The sequence below is a fragment of the Microbulbifer maximicatervae (SeqCode) genome (genome assembly GCF_052467615.1).
Genome location: NZ_CP174319.1, coordinates 1,633,388 through 1,652,206, shown reverse-complemented (window position 1 = coordinate 1,652,206; position 18,819 = coordinate 1,633,388). Strand labels below are relative to the sequence as shown.

19 protein-coding genes are annotated in these 18,819 nt (G+C 46.2%); 9 read left to right on the top strand and 10 right to left on the bottom strand.

Going from position 1 to position 18,819, the window contains the following annotated elements; all coding sequences use genetic code 11:
• Positions 1 to 4 precede the first annotated feature (4 nt).
• Positions 5 to 223, top strand: a complete 219-nt coding sequence (locus tag ACJJIM_RS07525; protein WP_413665506.1) for a DUF2970 domain-containing protein — start codon at positions 5 to 7, stop codon at positions 221 to 223.
• A 344-nt stretch (positions 224 to 567) separates the two neighbouring features.
• On the opposite strand, the gene ACJJIM_RS07520 is transcribed toward ACJJIM_RS07525, so the two are convergent.
• The gene (locus tag ACJJIM_RS07520) at positions 568 to 1,380 is read right to left on the bottom strand and encodes a hypothetical protein (RefSeq protein WP_444912854.1); all 813 of its coding nucleotides are present in this window, start codon (positions 1,378 to 1,380) and stop codon (positions 568 to 570) included.
• 430 nt (positions 1,381 to 1,810) lie between these two features.
• On the opposite strand from ACJJIM_RS07520, the gene ACJJIM_RS07515 reads away from it, so the two are divergent.
• Complete coding sequence (locus ACJJIM_RS07515) at positions 1,811 to 3,472, top strand: nitrite/sulfite reductase (protein ID WP_444905527.1); 1,662 nt, start codon at positions 1,811 to 1,813, stop codon at positions 3,470 to 3,472.
• Positions 3,456 to 4,004 carry a DUF934 domain-containing protein gene (locus tag ACJJIM_RS07510; protein WP_444897573.1) on the top strand — a complete coding sequence of 183 codons (549 nt, stop codon included), beginning with the start codon at positions 3,456 to 3,458 and terminating at the stop codon, positions 4,002 to 4,004. Before ACJJIM_RS07515 ends, ACJJIM_RS07510 begins: the two co-directional genes overlap by 17 nt.
• 49 nt (positions 4,005 to 4,053) lie before the next feature.
• On the opposite strand, the gene ACJJIM_RS07505 is transcribed toward ACJJIM_RS07510, so the two are convergent.
• Positions 4,054 to 4,656 carry a TetR/AcrR family transcriptional regulator gene (locus ACJJIM_RS07505; RefSeq protein ID WP_413665502.1) on the bottom strand — a complete coding sequence of 201 codons (603 nt, stop codon included), beginning with the start codon at positions 4,654 to 4,656 and terminating at the stop codon, positions 4,054 to 4,056.
• Positions 4,657 to 4,764: 108 nt separating this feature from the next.
• On the opposite strand from ACJJIM_RS07505, the gene ACJJIM_RS07500 reads away from it, so the two are divergent.
• On the top strand, positions 4,765 to 5,499 hold the full coding sequence (locus tag ACJJIM_RS07500; protein WP_444912853.1) for an SDR family oxidoreductase: 735 nt from the start codon (positions 4,765 to 4,767) through the stop codon (positions 5,497 to 5,499).
• 54 nt (positions 5,500 to 5,553) lie between these two features.
• On the opposite strand, the gene ACJJIM_RS07495 is transcribed toward ACJJIM_RS07500, so the two are convergent.
• Entirely contained in the window at positions 5,554 to 5,847 is a 294-nt protein-coding gene (locus ACJJIM_RS07495) for a YciI family protein (protein WP_413665500.1), read from the bottom strand.
• A 381-nt stretch (positions 5,848 to 6,228) separates the two neighbouring features.
• The gene (locus ACJJIM_RS07490) at positions 6,229 to 6,534 is read right to left on the bottom strand and encodes a YciI family protein (RefSeq protein ID WP_444912852.1); all 306 of its coding nucleotides are present in this window, start codon (positions 6,532 to 6,534) and stop codon (positions 6,229 to 6,231) included.
• A gap of 81 nt (positions 6,535 to 6,615) precedes the next feature.
• Between ACJJIM_RS07490 and ACJJIM_RS07485 the strand changes: the two genes are divergently transcribed.
• Positions 6,616 to 6,945, top strand: a complete 330-nt coding sequence (locus ACJJIM_RS07485; protein ID WP_444912851.1) for a winged helix-turn-helix transcriptional regulator — start codon at positions 6,616 to 6,618, stop codon at positions 6,943 to 6,945.
• Positions 6,946 to 7,358: 413 nt separating this feature from the next.
• Here the strand turns inward: ACJJIM_RS07485 and ACJJIM_RS07480 are convergent, their stop codons facing one another.
• Entirely contained in the window at positions 7,359 to 7,769 is a 411-nt protein-coding gene (locus ACJJIM_RS07480) for a GFA family protein (RefSeq protein ID WP_444912850.1), read from the bottom strand.
• Positions 7,770 to 7,879: 110 nt separating this feature from the next.
• Here ACJJIM_RS07480 and ACJJIM_RS07475 point away from each other — a divergent pair, with 110 nt between their 5' ends.
• Complete coding sequence (locus ACJJIM_RS07475; protein ID WP_444912849.1) at positions 7,880 to 8,239, top strand: winged helix-turn-helix transcriptional regulator; 360 nt, start codon at positions 7,880 to 7,882, stop codon at positions 8,237 to 8,239.
• Positions 8,240 to 8,537: 298 nt separating this feature from the next.
• On the opposite strand, the gene ACJJIM_RS07470 is transcribed toward ACJJIM_RS07475, so the two are convergent.
• Positions 8,538 to 9,287: a sporulation protein gene (locus tag ACJJIM_RS07470; RefSeq protein ID WP_444912848.1), complete on the bottom strand. Its 750-nt coding sequence runs from the start codon at positions 9,285 to 9,287 to the stop codon at positions 8,538 to 8,540.
• A 648-nt stretch (positions 9,288 to 9,935) separates the two neighbouring features.
• Between ACJJIM_RS07470 and ACJJIM_RS07465 the strand changes: the two genes are divergently transcribed.
• Entirely contained in the window at positions 9,936 to 10,949 is a 1,014-nt protein-coding gene (locus ACJJIM_RS07465; protein WP_444912847.1) for an ELM1/GtrOC1 family putative glycosyltransferase, read from the top strand.
• Between the two features lie 111 nt (positions 10,950 to 11,060).
• Here ACJJIM_RS07465 and ACJJIM_RS07460 read toward each other — a convergent pair whose 3' ends face one another.
• Positions 11,061 to 11,630, bottom strand: a complete 570-nt coding sequence (locus tag ACJJIM_RS07460; protein WP_444912846.1) for a hypothetical protein — start codon at positions 11,628 to 11,630, stop codon at positions 11,061 to 11,063.
• Between the two features lie 2 nt (positions 11,631 to 11,632).
• Positions 11,633 to 13,024 (bottom strand): aconitate hydratase, encoded by a 1,392-nt coding sequence (locus tag ACJJIM_RS07455; protein ID WP_444912845.1) that lies wholly within the window; start codon positions 13,022 to 13,024, stop codon positions 11,633 to 11,635.
• A 369-nt stretch (positions 13,025 to 13,393) separates the two neighbouring features.
• Here ACJJIM_RS07455 and ACJJIM_RS07450 point away from each other — a divergent pair, with 369 nt between their 5' ends.
• Together ACJJIM_RS07450 and ACJJIM_RS07445 are read left to right on the top strand one after the other, a co-directional pair.
• Positions 13,394 to 14,080, top strand: a complete 687-nt coding sequence (locus ACJJIM_RS07450; protein WP_444912844.1) for an alpha/beta fold hydrolase — start codon at positions 13,394 to 13,396, stop codon at positions 14,078 to 14,080.
• Positions 14,081 to 14,209: 129 nt separating this feature from the next.
• Entirely contained in the window at positions 14,210 to 15,778 is a 1,569-nt protein-coding gene (locus ACJJIM_RS07445; RefSeq protein WP_444912843.1) for a multicopper oxidase family protein, read from the top strand.
• A gap of 53 nt (positions 15,779 to 15,831) precedes the next feature.
• Here ACJJIM_RS07445 and ACJJIM_RS07440 read toward each other — a convergent pair whose 3' ends face one another.
• Together ACJJIM_RS07440 and ACJJIM_RS07435 are read right to left on the bottom strand one after the other, a co-directional pair.
• Entirely contained in the window at positions 15,832 to 17,205 is a 1,374-nt protein-coding gene (locus ACJJIM_RS07440) for a glutamate decarboxylase (RefSeq protein ID WP_444912842.1), read from the bottom strand.
• A 14-nt stretch (positions 17,206 to 17,219) separates the two neighbouring features.
• Complete coding sequence (locus tag ACJJIM_RS07435; RefSeq protein WP_413665489.1) at positions 17,220 to 18,740, bottom strand: amino acid permease; 1,521 nt, start codon at positions 18,738 to 18,740, stop codon at positions 17,220 to 17,222.
• Between the last annotated feature and the right edge of the window lie 79 nt (positions 18,741 to 18,819).

Sequence of the window (18,819 nt, the reverse complement as noted above, 5' to 3'; positions counted from 1 at the left end):
GCCCGTGGAAGATAATAATAAGAAAGCGAAAAAGCCCAATTTTGGCCAGGTGGTAGTCAGTACCCTGGCCGCCGCAATTGGCGTGCAGAGTGATAAAAACCGCGAAAGGGATTTTCAAAGCGGCAGTATTATGACGTACGTTATTGCCGGCGTTGTTTTTACCGCCGTATTTGTAATCGGATTGGCTCTAATTGTGAAAATAGTACTCGGCAATATGGGCTAAGAGTGCAGAGTGCTTTTCATCAGCTAGCAGCTACACAAATAAGCCGAGCGAAATGCTAATGCCCGGGACTACACAACTCCGGGCCAGCGGCGGGCTAGCGCGTGGCCACCCAAAAAACACAGGTGGCTACGAAAATTGCGACCAGTGCTACAGCAGCAATTGCATCCACTACATTATCGTCTTCAGAAACTACAGCTACTTCATCATTCATCGAATCTCTCCGATCGTTCTTTATTGTTATTTAAAGTAGTTGGGCCGCTGGATGCGGCAACCCAAGTAGAGCAAATCAAGTCATCAGTTGCAAGGCGGGGCCGGCAAACAACCTTACCGACCCAACTGCCACTCTACGCCTGCCCGGAATAGAGAGCGATATGAAACCCTCCGGTAAGAGCCTGGCCAGTCTTAGCAACCTGTGTACGGCTGTTAACATCGACATTCAGATTGCCCCATTTGTTTGGGGAAACTGACATAATCCCATTAACACCTTTGCCCTTGTTAACACTCGTCATATTGCAAAACACCACGGCTCCACCACCACTCTTGTTCGTCGCCAGAGAACCTGGACTCGGGCTTGAGCCATCGGAAATCAGTATATGTACATCGACAGTTTTACCACCCAGCGAGTTTTTTAGAATCCTATTGTTATGATCCAAACAAATATCAATGCCAAAAGTTAAGCCCTTGTACGAAAAAGTACTGTCACTTGCCTTGGTCGAAAAAGCATCATCTGTCTGATACTTATCATTGCCAACTTTATATTTCTTCAGCAGGAAATTGCCACCGGCCAGGATAGGAGCAATGCTCAAGTAAGATGCTGAAGAAAAACATCCACCACCTTTTGTGTAAGCAATAGTCCCTGCAACAATCAGAATGTTCGGGTACTGACGGGAAGCTCTGCGCAGGCCGGAATAAATATCACTCTTGGAGCCCTTGCTTAAAGAGTCGATGTGATTAGTTTTTGCTTTAGAGGCATACCCTGAAAAGTAATACTCTGGAGCAACCAACATCTTGATATATTTATCGTCGGAGTACTCTTGCATCATGGCTTTAGCGCGAGCCAACGCCCCCTCAAACACATCGAAATTACTGTTACTCACACCAGTAAACTTTGATGAATCATCAAACTCAATCATCGCCGCTAGGATATCTTTAGCCATCCCGCTTACCTCTTATATTTTTTTAGGAATTCACTTACTGACTTACCCACTGACCAGCCTCATATGTGACTGGCGATTCGCACTTTATATCACCGCAAGTAAACTGACAGGCGGTATCAATTCACAGCAAACCGAATTAGCGTCGATTTGCCAGGCCCCGAGGTGGAGTCACTACACTCAGCAGGTAAGTTGCGACTAAAAAACATTCAGGATGACATAGATAACCATTACTCCAACGCTCCTCGAATCTGCAACGACAGACAAGCACTATGCTGATAAATCTCTCTTATAACTGTTGGTTACAGATATAGCGGAAAATATTGTTATTTATTGCATAAGAGCGCTGGTATGTTATGCGCCAGCGGAGAATCGTCCGGGGCCTGCCCCTTTCTCCACCATCAGCGCACAAAGGCAATGGAATCAAGCTGTTATGTATCGATACGACGACCGGGACCGCGCCATCATCAACGATCGCGTAGCCCAGTTCCGCGGCCAAACGGAACGTTACCTTGCCGGCGAGTTAAGCGAGGAGCAATTCCTGCCGCTGCGCCTGCAAAATGGCCTCTATATTCAGCGACTGGCCCCCATGTTGCGCATTGCCGTTCCCTACGGCCTGCTCAACAGTGCCCAGTTACGCCGCCTCGCTCGCGTAAGCCGCGACTACGATAAAGGCTACGCCCACTTCACTACGCGCCAGAACCTCCAGTACAACTGGCCGCAGCTGGAAGATGTACCCGCTATTCTCGATGAGCTGGCGGAAGTGGAAATGCACGCGGTACAAACCAGCGGTAACTGTATCCGAAATACCACCTCGGACCCCTACGCCGGCATTGCACTCGACGAGATTGCCGACCCGCGCCCCTACTGCGAGTTGATTCGCCAGTGGTCTACATTCCATCCGGAATTCGCTTTCTTGCCGCGCAAGTTCAAGATTGCCGTCAGTGGTTCAGAGCAGGACCGCGCGGCCATCCGCGTACACGATATCGGTGTGCAGATCGTCAAGCGCGGTGAAGAGATTGGCTTCCAGGTATTGGTAGGTGGCGGTCAGGGCCGCACACCGGTTATTGCCGAGACCATCCGCGACTTCCTGCCGGAAGAAGACCTGCTCTCTTACCTTGAAGCGATTGTCCGCGTTTACAACCAGCTGGGTCGTCGCGACAACAAGTACAAAGCGCGCATTAAAATTCTGGTCAAGGCCCTCGGCCCGGAAGAGTTCGGCCGCCGCGTGGAAGAAGAGTGGCAACATATTAAAGACGGCGCTGAAAAGTTAACCCAGGAAGCATTGGATTGGGCTAAATCCTTCTTCACAGCCCCGGAATATCGCGAGTTTGACGGATCAGCTGCTGAAGCTGCACTGCAACAACAAGCTGACAGCGACAAAGCCTTTGCCCGCTGGCTTGAACGCAACACCTACCCGCACCGGGTACCCGGTTATCGCGCGATTAAGTTGTCCACCAAACCCACTGGTGTCCCCCCAGGTGATGTAACCGATGCCCAATTAGAGGCTATTGCCGATCTCGCCGATACTTTTAGCTTTGGTGAAGCTCGGGTAACTCACGACCAGAATGTGGTACTCGCAGACGTCGAACAGGACAAACTGTTTGAACTCTGGCAACAGGCCCGCAAGCACGGTTTCGCCACACCGAATATCGGCACCCTGACCGATATGATTTGCTGCCCCGGCGGTGACTACTGCTCACTTGCCAATGCCAAGTCCATCCCGGTAGCCGAAGCCATCCAGCGTCGCTTTGACGATATGGACTACCTGTACGACCTGGGTGATCTCAACCTCAATATATCTGGCTGTATGAATGCCTGTGGCCACCACCACGTGGGACATATCGGCATCCTCGGCGTCGACAAAAAAGGGGAAGAGTTCTACCAGATTCAGCTGGGCGGCAGTGCATCCAACGAGGCCAGCCTGGCCAAGGTATTGGGCCCCAGTTTCTCCCGCGCTGAAGTGCCAGACGTGATCAGCAAAATCCTCGACCTCTATGTCGAGCAACGCCAAACGGAAGAGCCCTTTATCGACACCTACAACCGCATCGGCCTTCAGCCCTTCAAGGAGAGAGTTTATGCCAAAGCCAGCTAAACTGGGCCCACAGCCGGGCAACCCCGCAGAACTGATCATCGATGGTGAAGTAAAGACCAACGAATGGCAGCTGGTACCCCAACTGGAAGCGGGAGAGGAGTTGGACCCAAGCACCCTGCCCTCCGGCAAAATTATCCTGCCACTGCGACAGTGGCTGGCGCATCGCGATGCGCTGTCATCCCGCAGTGACGAAGTCGGTGTTTGGCTGGACAGTGAAGAAGGTGCCGAGCAAATTGCGGAAGAAGCTCCCAAATTGCCGGTAATTGCCGTGCACTTCCCGGCATTTGCCGACGGTCGAGGCTTTACCGCAGGCCGTATGCTGCGCGAGCGCTACAGCTTTACCGGAGAGTTACGCGCAGTAGGCGGGTTTATGCGAGACCAGCTGACCTATTTACAACGCTGCGGCTTCAATGCCTACGCATTTGAAGGCGAGCAGCCTCTGGCAAGCCTTAAAGACTCGATGAGCGATTTTGGCGATAGCTACCAAACAGGGGTAGACCAACCGCTGCCCATGTTCCGTCGCCGCTTCTAAAGCTCAATTTAGACCTCTGAATACTCAGAGGTCTAAATTTCCACTTCCATCACGCCTCCAACCCCAATCCATTAAGTGCAAACTCCAAAGAGGGTTCCACCTCCTTGAGTTCCCGCCCGGATCGCAATACCGATGCTGTGCCATGCAGCAGGGTAATCAGGTACATAGCGCACTCCTCGGCACGCCGATCCAGCCCTATAGCCTGGGACTCTTTATCAAAACGAAACAAGTCAACCAGTTGCTTTACCGCTTCTGCGTCAGCAGCTTTTAAAGCGTCAATGGCATCAGAAGGCAAAGCATCACCGGCAGTTTCCGATAATCCAAACGCCAGATAACAACCCCTCGGGGTTCCCTCCCCGGCCTGTCCTTTAACGGTAGCCAGCAAATAACTATGCAATCGCTGCCGTAACGGCACTCCCTCTTCCGTTAGGAACTGCATACGATCTTTGGCATATCTATCCAAGTATTGCCCCAATGAAAGAACAAACAGTTTCTCTTTATTGCCAAAGGAAGAATACAGACTGGGCTTATTAATCCCCATAGCCTTGGTCAGGTCAGCCATTGAGGCGCCCACATAGCCCTTTTTCCAAAAGACTTTCGTTGCTGATTCCAGCGCATGCGCCTTATCAAACTCCGGCTTGCGTCCCGCCATTGGCAATCTCCCAAAAATTGTTTTGACAATATTGTACCGATCGGTAAGACTTAGCTCAAACCTTACCGATCGGTACAATATTGATCAACCCTTCACAGGAGAACGGAATTGAGCATTTCAATCGAAGGAAAAACTGCCCTTGTAACTGGAGCAAACCGCGGAATTGGCAAGGCAATTGTCGAGCGCTTTCTCGACGGTGGCGCAAAAAAAGTCTATCTGGCCGTTCGCAACCCGGAGACAACGACAGAACTGACAGAAAAATATGGCGACAGAGTAATCACATTGGAACTCGATGTGGCAAAAGCCCAAAGTGTAGGGGCGGCGGCAAAGGCGATTCAGGAATTGGATATTCTGGTGAACAATGCCGGGGTACTTGCGCCCGCAGACCCGCTTAGCGACCATGTAGAGGACTCCCTTAAGCAGGAACTCGAAGTGAATACCTTTGGGCTTGTCCGAGTAGCCAAAGCATTCACCCCCCATTTGGAAAAGAGCAAGGGCGCCCTGGTACAAATGAATTCGGTCGTATCCTTGCGTACCTTCCCACACGTTAGCACCTACTCCGCATCCAAAGCCGCCAGCTACGCAATTACCCAGGCACTTCGAGAAACGCTTCAGGAGCGAGGCGTACAAGTATTGAGTGTTCACCCCGGCCCCATCAAAACAGATATGGCCAAACAGGCTGGGCTGGAGGACGGAGAATCCCCCAGTGCAGTGGCTGAGGAAATTGTTGGCGCGCTAAAAAATGGGGATTTTCACCTCTTCCCGGATGCCATGTCGCAGACTTTTGAAGCCGCTTATCAGAGCTTCTCTGATTCGGTGATCACCGCAGACCTTAGCAAATAACACGGCCGAAGATTGTCTGAGTAAGAAGTAACACAAGCCTCGAAGGAACCCGGTCTAGGGTTCTTTCAAGAGGCTGGAAAATTCCTCTGAAGCCATAACGGGTACAAACTCAGTGATCGTAAAAGTCGACGCCCCATGTTTTGTAAAAGGGTCTTCTTCCAGAACCTTTCTCAGAACCTCCTCAGAGGGGTGACGTGAAATAATTATCGCGCCAGTTCTAGGCTCTTTCGCTCCCCCAAAAAGCAGGTCTCCCGATTTATAGTGCCCCTCCAGGTAGCTCACATGCTCCGCCATTAACTCTGGGGTCAGTTTTTTAAGATCCGGGAAATTCAAGTTCACTAAAAACATAACACCTCCCCCCTCCTTAGGGGCTATATATCAACTCTTTACACCACTTTAAGCTTGCAGAAATAGCCTCCACCAATCTAATAGATAGCAAATCTTTCCACCTTGGCGATAGAGGATAATCCCCAAGTAGTAGCTTAAATGGAAACCATCGGAGATTGATGATCGGGCATCATTTAATTTAATGGTGCCATCAAGTACCTTTCTTTAGGCAATAGTGTTAACTAGACGATACTTCAGATTAATCAAGTTACATGTGGCCTGAAGAGCTTCATCTGCCTTCCAGGCTATGGTATCCCCCTCAAAGCCACATACCAAACTCCCCTCAAAACATTTGGGGATTAATGAGATGGCACTCCCTCTTTGAGCTCACTCTTTAGACTGTTAATGCGAACTCATCTTTAGAAGGTGTAAAAACTGTTCAGAGGCCATAACAGGCTCAAATTCGGTTAGCGAATAAACTGCCACTCCACTTTTTATAAAAGGGTCCTCATCAAGCACTCTCCGCAATGCTTCTTCACTGTTGTGGCGAGAAACAATAACCCCTCCAGTCCTGGGATTTTTCCTTCCTCCAAAGAGCAAACTTCCAGACTTATACTCTCCTTCCAGATAAAGCCTATGCTCCGCAGTCAGTTCTGGGGTTAGCTTTTTCATATCCTTGAAATGCATATCCACTAAAAACACACCCATTCCCTCTTCTCTAAAAACACTATAAGATTGCTACTGATTTCGTAGCAACTGTAACGCTACTAATTTAGAAGCGCAAGAACCATGACAACTCCTCTACCGAAAAAAACTGTCAGAGGCTCGACTAGCGGCATAGCCATCATGGCTGTATTCGATCTACTCGGGCGAAAATGGAATATGAGAATACTGTGGGAACTGAGGAACAAACCCCGGAGCTTCAGGGAACTCCAAGCCCAGTGTGATGCCATGTCTCCTTCGGTACTAAATACAAGAATCAAGCAGTTGAGCGAAGCTAAATTGATTAATAAATGTACGAATGGATATCAACTGACAGATCTAGGTGTTTCGCTAATGGAAACCCTTGATCCGCTGAGGGAATGGGTTAATAACTGGGAGGAATCCCTCAAGGCCTAATAGACACTCTGTAAAAGCCAAAACCCAAGAGCCTTGCAGCCTAGATGCCGCTGGGTTCTTAGAGGCAGGCCAACTATCGCGAAAAAATGGACTGAATCGATGGGGCAGTCTCATTATCACTCGCATCATGCGCTAGCGAAAACGAATAATATTAATCGCCGCGCAAATCAAATCTACGAATAATTCTGCCAAACAATGCACCTGCTCACCATCAAGGGTAAATGAGGGTTCAATCTCTTTAGAAGTCAACAAACCACTGCTCTCAAGGGCACTCTTATGAGTTACCTTTTTGTGCCCGTAAGTAGCGAATCATGGGGATTGCAGGGAGATAAATTGAGAGAAATGTGATTTTCAGAAGTTTCCTTAACCCAAAAACAGCTGTGCGCTGCATCCCCTACTTTTGATTGTTAAGGTCACATTTCTGGCATTTTTTCAAATTTTTGTAATTCCGGGTCCATATAGTCCCAAGATGCACCACTACCAGCATATACCACCATTGTCGGGTTGAATTGCTCCAGGTCATGAAGACTTCCAGCGCGGATAAATTCAAACTGCGGCATACCGCTATTTTCCGCATAAATATGCGAACCGCAGCGAGGGCAAAAACCTCTCCTTACTGTATTGCCGCTATCTGTCTGCTTCTCATGAAATGCAAGATCGCCGCTAATGGCTAAGCTTCCGCGAGGAATAGCAATGTTAGCGATGTGTCCAGCCCCACTAATTTTCTGACAATCTGTACATTGGCAATGACCCGCCATTACCGGCTCTTCAGAGCAAGAATAACTAATATAACCGCACAGGCATTCTCCAGATATTTTGGACATAAATTTCCCCTGTTACTTACGAAGTTGAAGTAACCTTAGCCTAAATCAATAACTTCAACTTCGCAAGTAACTAGGCTAGTATTTCATTTTCTGGCAGTAAGAGTGTGAGCATGGGTCCTGATAATCAATTTTTACGTTCGGGATGCCCTATCGTGAACGGACTGGACGTATTCGGCGATAAATGGACATTAGTTATTCTAAGAGACTTACTGTGTGGTAAAGAGACCTATAGCGAGCTAGCTGACTCACCAGAAAAAATACCAACCAACAGACTCGCAGAAAGATTAAAAATGCTAGAAGCAGAGGGAATGTTGGTGAGGGAACAATATCAATCAAAGCCTAAGCGATATAAGTACCTGCTAACACAGAAAGGCAAGGATGTCTTACCGATTCTTCAGGCAATCGCCAAATGGGGAAATACATATTTTGAAGGCTCATGGATTCCCCCGAAGTGGTTCATGGAAACCTAACCCTTTGATTCCGGGCCAGAAGCGTAACAATACCGTAGGGCCAAGCTAAGCTGAAAATTTAGCGATAACAGCAACTTTTATGCATTTTTACTTTGTAATTGCTCTCTATAAATGGCCAGAAGCTTATGATATTGACTCTGCCTGTTATGCTCCCCCCCCCCAATCTCATTAAGAAACCCTCCTGAATCACTAACGAACCTGGCGGCAGTTGATACTAAGAGTATACTGTTTTACTTGAACACTTTTGCCCCTAAGGGCCCGGCAGCTCAGTGCCGCCAGACTCTATGGATCAGCTCATCTATAGAGACAAAATAGACTGAACCGCTGCGACAACCTCATTATCACTCGCATCATGTGCTAATGAAAACGAATGATATTCATCGCCCCGCAGACCAAATCTGCGATCAATTTCAGCCAAACAGTGCACCTGTTCACCATCAACGATAAAGGAGAGTTCAATCTCTTTTGAAGTCAACAAGCCACTACTCTTAAACTCTATCTCCTGGTAGCATCCAGACTGGGAGACAAAATTGCTTCCACGCAAATGCCCCTTTTCAACATCCGCTTTTACCATTTTAAAGCCACTTTCCTCGATCATGGAAAGTACCTTCTCTACAACGGGTAAAGGTCTTATCCGCAAGGGATCCCTGTCTTTCGGATCCAGCGCAAAATCAATATCCAGGGAAGTTTCCAGCCACACATAGCTTTTATTTCTACGGGTGTTTAAAACAGTAACTGGTGTCTCTTCATGCAACGCCAACTGAAAAGGAACTTCCCGGCTCTCTCCAGCGCCAATAGTGAAAGGGTCCTGTACCTGCAATTCATTCAGTACAAAACGCTCATGGCTTACCCCTTCATCGGTCTCCACCTTGATCTCGGTGCAGAGCTTTAAACTTATAGCATCCACCTGCTGGTCGATATCACCACCAATGATATGGATAGCCCCTTCAATGATTCCACCCTGAACTTGCTCAGAGTTTTGTAGAACTGTATCAACTTTAGCTGCACCAATACCTATTGACGCTTTGAGTTTTTGAAACATAGACATACTTGGGGTACTCACCTAACCAAACAACCTGGCCTTAAAATATGGACTTCAATTTATTTCTTAGCCCAATAAATAGAGTCCAACATTAACATAAATCCAATTTAGGTAATACCAGGCCCAATAAGTTCATTTATGTCTTGAACTTCTACATAAATAATTGATAACACCTATACCTACCTCTACCAGGTTCAGGGAGAGCTTGCCTGATTAAAAAGAGATATTTTTATTACATATTTCCCCCAACAGTAAAAAATTTAATGCTTGAATAAGGCCACTTACTTTTTCTGAATGTGTCATTTTTCGTTGGAATATCGGCAAAATCCTAACTGTTGTTAAGAAAATTCCAGCAGTACCATAGTATCTGAGCCCTATTTATACCGAAGAAGTAAAAATATGATCAGAAATAGTTTCAAAATTACACCTTCTCACACCTACATCATGCTGCAAGGGCTAGACCACTATCTGCAGCATCAGAAGTCGATAACAAACCAAAGGTAGATTGTAAGTTTAAATCTGCAAATTGAGACTCTCCATCTCAGCCACTACGTATAGAAACTCCATCTACAGAAAATTGAGAATAATCAATTTAGGGTACTCCTATTCACTTAGAGCCCCCTAGAAACATTTCTCAAACCATTAAGCAAGGTTATGCACATTTTAATTATTTACGATGGAAAACCGGGCCATCTCAGTCCTTCGCTGGGGCTATACCAGCTACTCTCCCGCCACTCCAAGGGCAAATATTCTTATGAAATCACCACCAGTAAACCAGTTTTAAAGGCCCTAAATAAACCAATAAGACTATTGACTCGACATCTCGCCAGAAACGCACACAAATTTATCATGCTCTTTCACAGAAACCCCTCCTTCAAAAGAAAACCAGATCTAATTATTTCCTTTGGTGGGAATAGCGTTGCTGCGAACGTTGCACTAACCCAAAAAACACAATGGATGAATATTGCCATAGGAAATATTTACAGCTTCAGGAAAACCGACTTCTCTCTAACCCTATCTACCAAAGAGGACATTAAGAAATCTAGGCAATACCTTCCATTTAGCCGCATAGATGTAAATTTATGCAAAGCATTGGGCGACAACTTAAAGAAGAAACACCACAAACCCTTTTATACTTTACTTATCGGAGGCAATGGAAGCGGCTATAAATACACACGGAAGGATTATATAGACTTGATAGAAGAGCTAAAAAAAATAGCGATCTATCAAAATATTTCATGGCTAATTAGCACCTCAAGAAGAACCCCTAAATATGTGGCTGAGCTAATTGAAAGCAACATGCCATTTGATACATGCTTCAACTTGCTAGATTATGAGGCCCCCAATGCCAGCCTCGAAGAAATACTCGGTGCAAGTGAAGCTGTCTTTATAACCGAAGACAGTTCATCAATGATTTCTGAGGCCCTTGCCCTATCTAAACCTATATATACTTTAGTCCCCCAAGAGAATAACATCTACGGAGCCCACAAAACTCTCATCAATAAACTTTACAGTGAAACTTATATAAAGAGGATGGAGATTTTCGAACTGGCCAAGACCTTTAATGATTCTCTATCAAAAGATTTCAACTTAGATTATGGATACCATTCTAAAGCAAGATACGATGAAATTATCTCTGCGCTTGACATCAGCAGCAATAGTAGGTGAGCGATCTCAACCCGTTAAATTGACCACCATAACGACAGAGACTTCAACACAAAGATCTATTGATATAAAAACCTTTAGTGGAGAGCCAACCCCACACCACCCTGCACACTGTTAAAATGAGCCCATATCTTCCAGAGACCTTCTCAACAACCCCTTAATATAGTTGATGCGGCCTCCAAATTTAATTATTTCAATTTCTTCTTGAGAAAGGTCATTTTCCAACCAAATCTTAATACCTTTAGTCACATTTCTCAGCTCTAGCATCTTGTTACCCCCCGTACAGCTTGAGAGATCATAAAATTGAAGTTGATCATCTTTACTAAAGGCGTCAAAATCGCTTGGATTACAAAATGTTAAAATGAGAATTCCGTGGTCAATAAGATTCTTGCGATAGAGTCCAGCTACACTTTTGGCTATGACGCAGCGCACTCCCAAGTATCGTAGTGTAATTGAGGCATGCTCCCGGCTCGACCCATGACCTAAACTGTTGCCGGCAATAAGAAATATATCCTCCTTGGTGCTCAAAGCCCGCTGATAAAAAGATTCATCTACATTTGAAAAAGCAAAGCGGCTTAACTCTGGGACATTTGACCAATAAGGCAAAGCATCCGCACCTCCGGGAATAATATCATCGGTTGAGACATTATCCTCCAGCTTTAAAAGAGCTGGGCCTTCGATCACACTTAACATTTTTCCAGAACTGGCAAAGGCTTGATGTTGGGGCCCTTTCTCACCTCAACTTTCACTGGTATTTCCTGCGGTGGCTCCAATAGTGATCGCATATCCATTAGATGTTCAGGCTCTTCAAATACCGGATAATCCATGTCTAAATTTCTGGGGTCAGTTATTTTTCCTTTCAGGGCGCTGGCCGTCGCAGTCTCTGGGCTGCATAAATAGACGCTATCTTCTTTAGTTCCCGAACGCCCAGGGAAATTTCTCGGCACAGTTCTAAGACTATTGTGCCCGCTAGCTGGGGCTTGCCCCATACCGATACAGCCACCACAGCCGGTTTCATGCAAGTAAGCCCCTGCACCAAGCAGTTTTTCAAGGTCACCATTATGAGTCAGCTCATGAAGTAGTTGGCGCGACGCGGGATTAATATCTAAAGAAATCTCGTGCGGTACAAAGAGACCATTTACCATCCGGGCGGGAATAGAAAAATCACGCAACCCAGGGTTAGCCGAAGAGCCGATATAGCTCTGAGAAACTGGCCTACCCTCAACTTCACGAACTTTAACAACCTTATCCGGCCGCGAGGGGCAAGCGATCATTGGTTCAATTTTCGATAGATCTAAAGTTGCAACCTCATCATAGGTTGCATCCTTATCGGCAAGCAACTCGACAAAGTCGTTCTCGCGCGACTGCTGCCGCAAGAAAAGCCTCACTTGATCATCAGCAGGAAAGACACTTGTTACGGCCCCCATTTCCTGCCCCATATTGGCGATTACGTGACGATCCATTGCTGTAAGGTTTGCCAATCCAGGGCCGTGATATTCAACAATCTTGTTCCAGCAACCTCTCAATGTATATCTACGTACAAGCTCCAAAATAACATCTTTAGCGCTTACCCATGTCTGTAGCTCCCCCTCTAAACGCACCCCCAAAATAGTTGGCATTACCAGAGAAAGCGGAAATCCCATCATTGCAAGCGCAACCTCAATTCCTCCGGCTCCTATTCCTAACATACCTAACGAGCCAGCAGCACATGAGTGGCTATCCCCACCTAAAAGGGTTTTACCGGGGATACCAAAACAAGCCATATGGACAGGATGACTAATACCATTTCCTGGTCGCGAGTACCATATCCCGTAGTTTCGACAGGAACTTTGCAGGAACACGTGGTCATCACCATTCTTATGGTCTGCCCTCAATACATTGTGATCCACATACTGAGCGCATATTTCTGCTTTCACCTGCCTCGCCCCCAAAGCTTCAAGCTCCAACATCACTAACGTGCCGGTGGCATCCTCACTGAGGACTTGGTCAATTTTAAGCTCGATTACACTTTGGGGAGCCATATTCCCTTTGACCAAATGACTTTCAATTAACTTTCTAGCTACGTTTAGGCCTGTCATTAAGTTACACTAATGAACTCTAATACTTACCCACCTAGACAACTTATTGGCCTAGCAATTCTGTTTTCGTTATCGACATAACTAGAAATAACGTATTAGTATAAATAAATATCCATTAGAATAATTAAATATATTTAGAAGCTCAAATCAAAGAAACTATTTTTATCTAAAACATGCACACCCAACAGCCTTCACAGCAACTCAAACCGCCTCATACGATAGAAAACTTCACCTTTCGGCACTACCAGATTGCTTGTCCCGTACAAACATCAAGAAGAATTACCCTGGCTGAATGTCATATATAGAGAAATACTCAACATAAGCATGTTAATATTCAATTAATAGGAAATTCCAGCAGGATATTCGGAATTGAAAGTTTTACTTCTACCAGGACTTGATGGAACAGGAACACTGTTTTCAGGTTTGAGTAAGGCACTACCAAAGCAATGGACAACCGAAACTATCTGCCTTTCCAAGCTCCCAGGGGATAGTTACCTGACTCAAGCTCAATCAATCGCCAAGAGCTTTCTCAATGAGAAGACTCACATTATTGCTGAGTCCTATTCAGGACGAATTGCATATGAGTTATCCCTCTTAGCTCCCGAGAAAATTTTAAGCATTACCTTTATAGCTAGCTTTATAAGCTCTCCTTCGCTTCTATCCAAGGCAGCACAACTAGCTCCAATCTCGCTTATAGACTGCCCATCTTTAACCAAAATCACACTAAATTTTTTTGGTTTCAATGGCAAAGGCAGTGACATACTCATTGACAGCACCTATAACGCCCTACTAAACACCAACAGAGGCAAACTAAAGCAAAGGCTTCACAATACCGCCTCGATTTCCCAACCATCCCAAAGATTGGAAATCCCTGCCGTCTACATCCGCCCGGATAGAGATCGACTTGTAAGTAAAAAAGCTGTCATCGATATATCTGCGATATACATCAACCTCAATGTCATTGATATTCCTGGTGGGCACTTTATTGCTCAGGCACACCCCAACAAAGTCGCGAGAATTATTATGAATTTTGCAGAAGGATTATTGCTACCCTAACTTGCCTCTCAATTAACGATCATATGGCGAGCAATTCCACAAATAATCTCGCCTTAGAATCTAAACTGATATTCGTTCATAAAGTACCTCTTACCAATCTCGCTTCCCACAAAATCCTCGGAGTTAACAGTGAGCAATAGAGAGCATATTTCCTTTCTAGAACCAATAAAAAATCCGCCTGCTTACTCAATGGATAAAGAAAATAGAAAATTAGAACTTAAACTTGATGTACAGTACGAAAAGAATAACATTTTCAGTTTTTACAAAACCCATGACACACCAACCTGGACCCGTGTATTTTCATCATCAATCACTCAAGAAGCAGGTTTCACACTTACAGGCCCTACCATTGAAATTCGCGCTGATAGCCACCTTACTATCCAGACAAACAACCTGCTGCCAGAGGAAGACCCCCTTAATACACCCGCTACAATAAACTTCCCCCATGAGTTCAATACCTACAACTTACATACTCACGGGCTCCACGTCTCCCCAGAATCTCCGGCCGACAATGTCTGCATGAAGATCAAACCAGGGGAAAGTTATACCTACAAATACGACATTCCCAAGGACCAACCCCCAGGACTCTACTGGTACCACCCCCATAAGCACGGCTCTGTCGCTATACAAGTCGGCAGCGGGATGGCAGGTGCCCTAATCGTAAGGGATGAATTTGACGATGAACTTGAGGCAATGGGAGTTAAGGAACATATTCTTGTCTTCCAGAATATTGCCGTAGATGAGCACGGAAAAGTAGAGGATCAACACCAAGTCGCTATGTTCCCAGATAGTGAATACTGTATTACCGTTAACGGACAATACTGCCCTATCATTCATGCAACGGTGGGTGAGCTTCTCAATCTGAGACTTCTCAATGCTACCACCAGGACATCGATAGATATCGATTGCCCTTGGTTCGCGCAAATGTACATCTACGGGTTTGATGGAAACCCTACTGATGACTACCGCCTACAAGACGGAGTAAGCCTGGGCCCCGCTAATCGAGCTTCCCTTTTCTTAAAAATCAGTGAAGCTGCCACTCCGGGAGCTCATTTTTACATTTACAATAATGCGATTGAGTTCCAACAAATGCCGCATTATAAGTACCATAACAACAGTCCACTTTTTGTTATCGCTATTGCCCAGGGAGAGGAAATCGGAACGGCAATCTATGCTCCCAGCAAACCACCCGCCAGATGTGCACCCCCACCCTTCCCCAGCAGTTTTAAAGTGGACTTACTGAAACCTATTACAGATGATGAGATCACCAATACACGTCGACTCACTTTCCAGGCCAACACGCTTGATGACCCCCAAAAATATTATCGCGGGCTGAATGTCAGTATTGACCATTCACCATTCGAAGGATGTGAAGTGGTTAATCATTACGTAGAGCTTGATGCAGTAGAGGAGTGGACCTTGGTTAATGAGAGTGAATTCCCACACCCAATCCATATTCATGTTAATCCGTATTATGTTATCGAGGTGGTTGGAGAAGACCCCATGCACCACACACTCAAACTACCGTTTTGGTGCGACACCTTTCAAGTACCGCCCCATGGACATGTCAAATTCCGTACTCGTTTCAAGGATTTTACCGGAAAGTATCCTCTGCATTGCCACTTACTTTATCATGAGGATGGGGGCATGATGCAGCATGTTAGAGTTGTCAAAGATGCCTCTGAGATTCCAAAATAGCCCACTTATCTATCCAGTCATTGAATGCAAGGATCGTTAAAGTCCCTTAAGAATTAACACTTACTGGGGGCCACTTTTTGCGGGTCATGTAACTTGGGCGGAGTTGCATTACCGCAATGCTTACTCAACCAATCGCAAGCATGGATAATATCCTTTGCAAGGCCACTGATGGCATTCTGATTGAGATGAGGGCGAACAACAATTCTCAGAGAGTTTACAGACTGAGCGTTTGGCGGCATCGAATAGGCAGAAAGAACCCATCCCCGCTCACGTACTTTATTGGATATATCATATTCATTAAAATTCTTATATTTTTTATTCAGGGTCATGGCAACAACTGGGATTCTCTGGGTTTTATTCATTATTTCAAAGTACCCACTGGCCACCAGAAGTTGACGAAGAGTCTGCGCATTTTCCAAGGTGTGCTGCATAATCTGCCTGTACCCCTCATAGCCTAGACGTATAAAGTTGTAATACTGGTAGGCAACCGGCGATGCATTTCGGCTGAAGTTCAATGTGGCTGTAGGCATCTCCCCACCCAGGTAATTCACATAGAACATCAAGTCTTCATCAAAAACTGCTTTTTCACGAAAAATTATCCACCCCAATCCCGGCGGCACCAAGCCAAACTTGTGCCCGGAGGCATTGATAGATTTCACTCTTGGCAAACGAAAATCCCATTTATAATTCGGGTAGAGAAATGGATTAACAAATCCTCCCGACGCCCCATCAATATGCATAGGGATATCGTTTCCTGTTCTCTCTTCATACTTATCCAACCAGTTTTGAATCGCCCTAAATGCATCATCCTCACCGGTAAAGGTTTGCCCGGCGATAGCGACAACAGCGATGGTATTCTCATCGACCAATTCATCCAGATGTTCACTGGTAAAGCGGTAATGACCAGGCTTTAACGGTGCTATGCGCGGCTCCACATCAAAGTAGCGCATAAATTTGTCCCAAACGATCTGCACATTGGCTCCGGTAACCAGGTTAGGTTTTGAGCCGTCTTTGCCGGCTTGCTGCCTCTTCTTACGCCAATTCCACTTATGCGCCAAACCAGCCAACATGCAGGCCTCTGACGAGCCTATGGTCGCTGCGCCGTATGGCTCTACTCCCTTAGGTCCATTCCAGAGGTTGTGTAACCAGCGAACCATTCGCGCTTCCATCGCAAACAGCTGTGGATACATGTCGTGATCAATATAGTTCTTCAGATAATGTTTCTTAGCGACCTCAAATGCTTCTGACTCAGTAAAAGTTGTGACAAACGAAGATAAGTTCATCGCAGGCTTTGCGTCAGCCCAGGTTTCACTGGTTACGATAGCCTCGGCAGCCTCTGCTGAAATACTACACCGGGGAAAGTGCTTTTCTGGGATATCTTCATTGTATTCGTCAAAGAACCTATCAAATGGAGATTGCTCTTTCACTACCTGCCTCCGGCTCACTCATCAATATCAGAAAATGACTGCTGTTGATGGCCACCCTCCCCCCGCCAGGAGGGATTGTGAAAATAGAAAATTAACAAGGGAACGGTGATCGCTATAGCAATTCCACCCAGATTGAGAGCAACATAAGTTACAGGATTTTTTATCGTGAGCTGTTCTGGCGGGAAAAATGAAACTACCAAGGCAAAAACAACGGAAATTAAGCCTATTCCGGCAACAATACAAACCCCTGGCAGCCCTCCCGGGATACGAAAACTTCTGGGTAAGTCTGGTTGCGTGATCCGTAACCGAATAACCGCAGCAAACATCATTATGTACATAATGATATATAAGCTAATAGCCATCACTGAAATCAAAACAAAAGCTGTAGATACATTATCCATTAAGATATAAATGGACGAGATTGCCGCTACCACTACAAACTGTGCAAGGAGAATATTTTTTTGTACACCCACCCGGTTTTCTCGCTGAAACCAGGGCGGCAACATCCCATCCTGGGCCGTAGCCAGTAGCCCTCGACTGGGGCCAGCCAACCATGCCAAGGCACCACTTAGTGCACCATAGCCAATTAGCCAGGAAAGTGCTTGCACGGGCCATTGAATCCCAAGTAGCTGCCCAAAAGCTCTTTCGTAAGCTGTAAATAAGCCAGTTTCTACAGATATCTCTTTATAGGGCAAAATTGCAGCAATAGAGAGAGCGCCGAGGGTGAACACCAGGATGGAAATAACGGCGGCGATGGCAATTACAGCTGGATATCCTCGACGGGTATCACGTAGTTCCGACACATGCGTGGCCTGTGCTTCCACACCAGCAAAGGCAAGTAATATACCCCCGAGAAAAGCAATAGCCCCCAAACCGTTAATATGGGGAAACCAGCGCGGGTGATCATAACCATCCCGACGCACTGCTACTTCCGGGTCGGTCAAGGTCTCCCAGCCAATAGGATTACCACTCACCACCCACCAAACAGCCAGGACAATCAAAATCAAACAGGGAAATACGATACCCACCAGAAATCCAAACTGTGCCACTTTTACCAGAAAGCGGGTTCCGGTAAGGGCAATCAATGTCGCTAGCAAATAGGCAAGAATACAAAACCCACCGATATAGTAGGTATTCTGGGCGATGGTATTATCGCCCACCGCATAAGCCACCGCCGCAGCGGCAAAACCCAACTCCGTGGGATACCAAACAATGCACTCGATCCACTGCAACCATATAGCGACAAAACCCACCTTCGGGGTAAAAGCTTCACCAACCCAGGTATAGACACCCCCAGTGCGCTCTGAAAAGGCACTGCCAAGTTCTGCCGACACGAGCCCTGCAGGAATCAAGAACAGCAATGCCGCAAAGCCGATATAGAAAAACATCGTCAGTTCTTCTTGCGCCATCATCGGCAGGGTACGCAAGCTGGTAACGACCGTTGCGGCAGTTAGGAGCCCGAGAGCAGCCACAGAAAACATCTTTCTGTTGGCAATATCCGGGGTGCTCGATGCACTGCTCCCTTTTGGTCGCACTGATGGGACCTCCCTGGAGTGCAATATTTTTGCGGCAGTACAAAGAAGCAAAGCCTATCGTGGGAGTCTGCGGAATAGA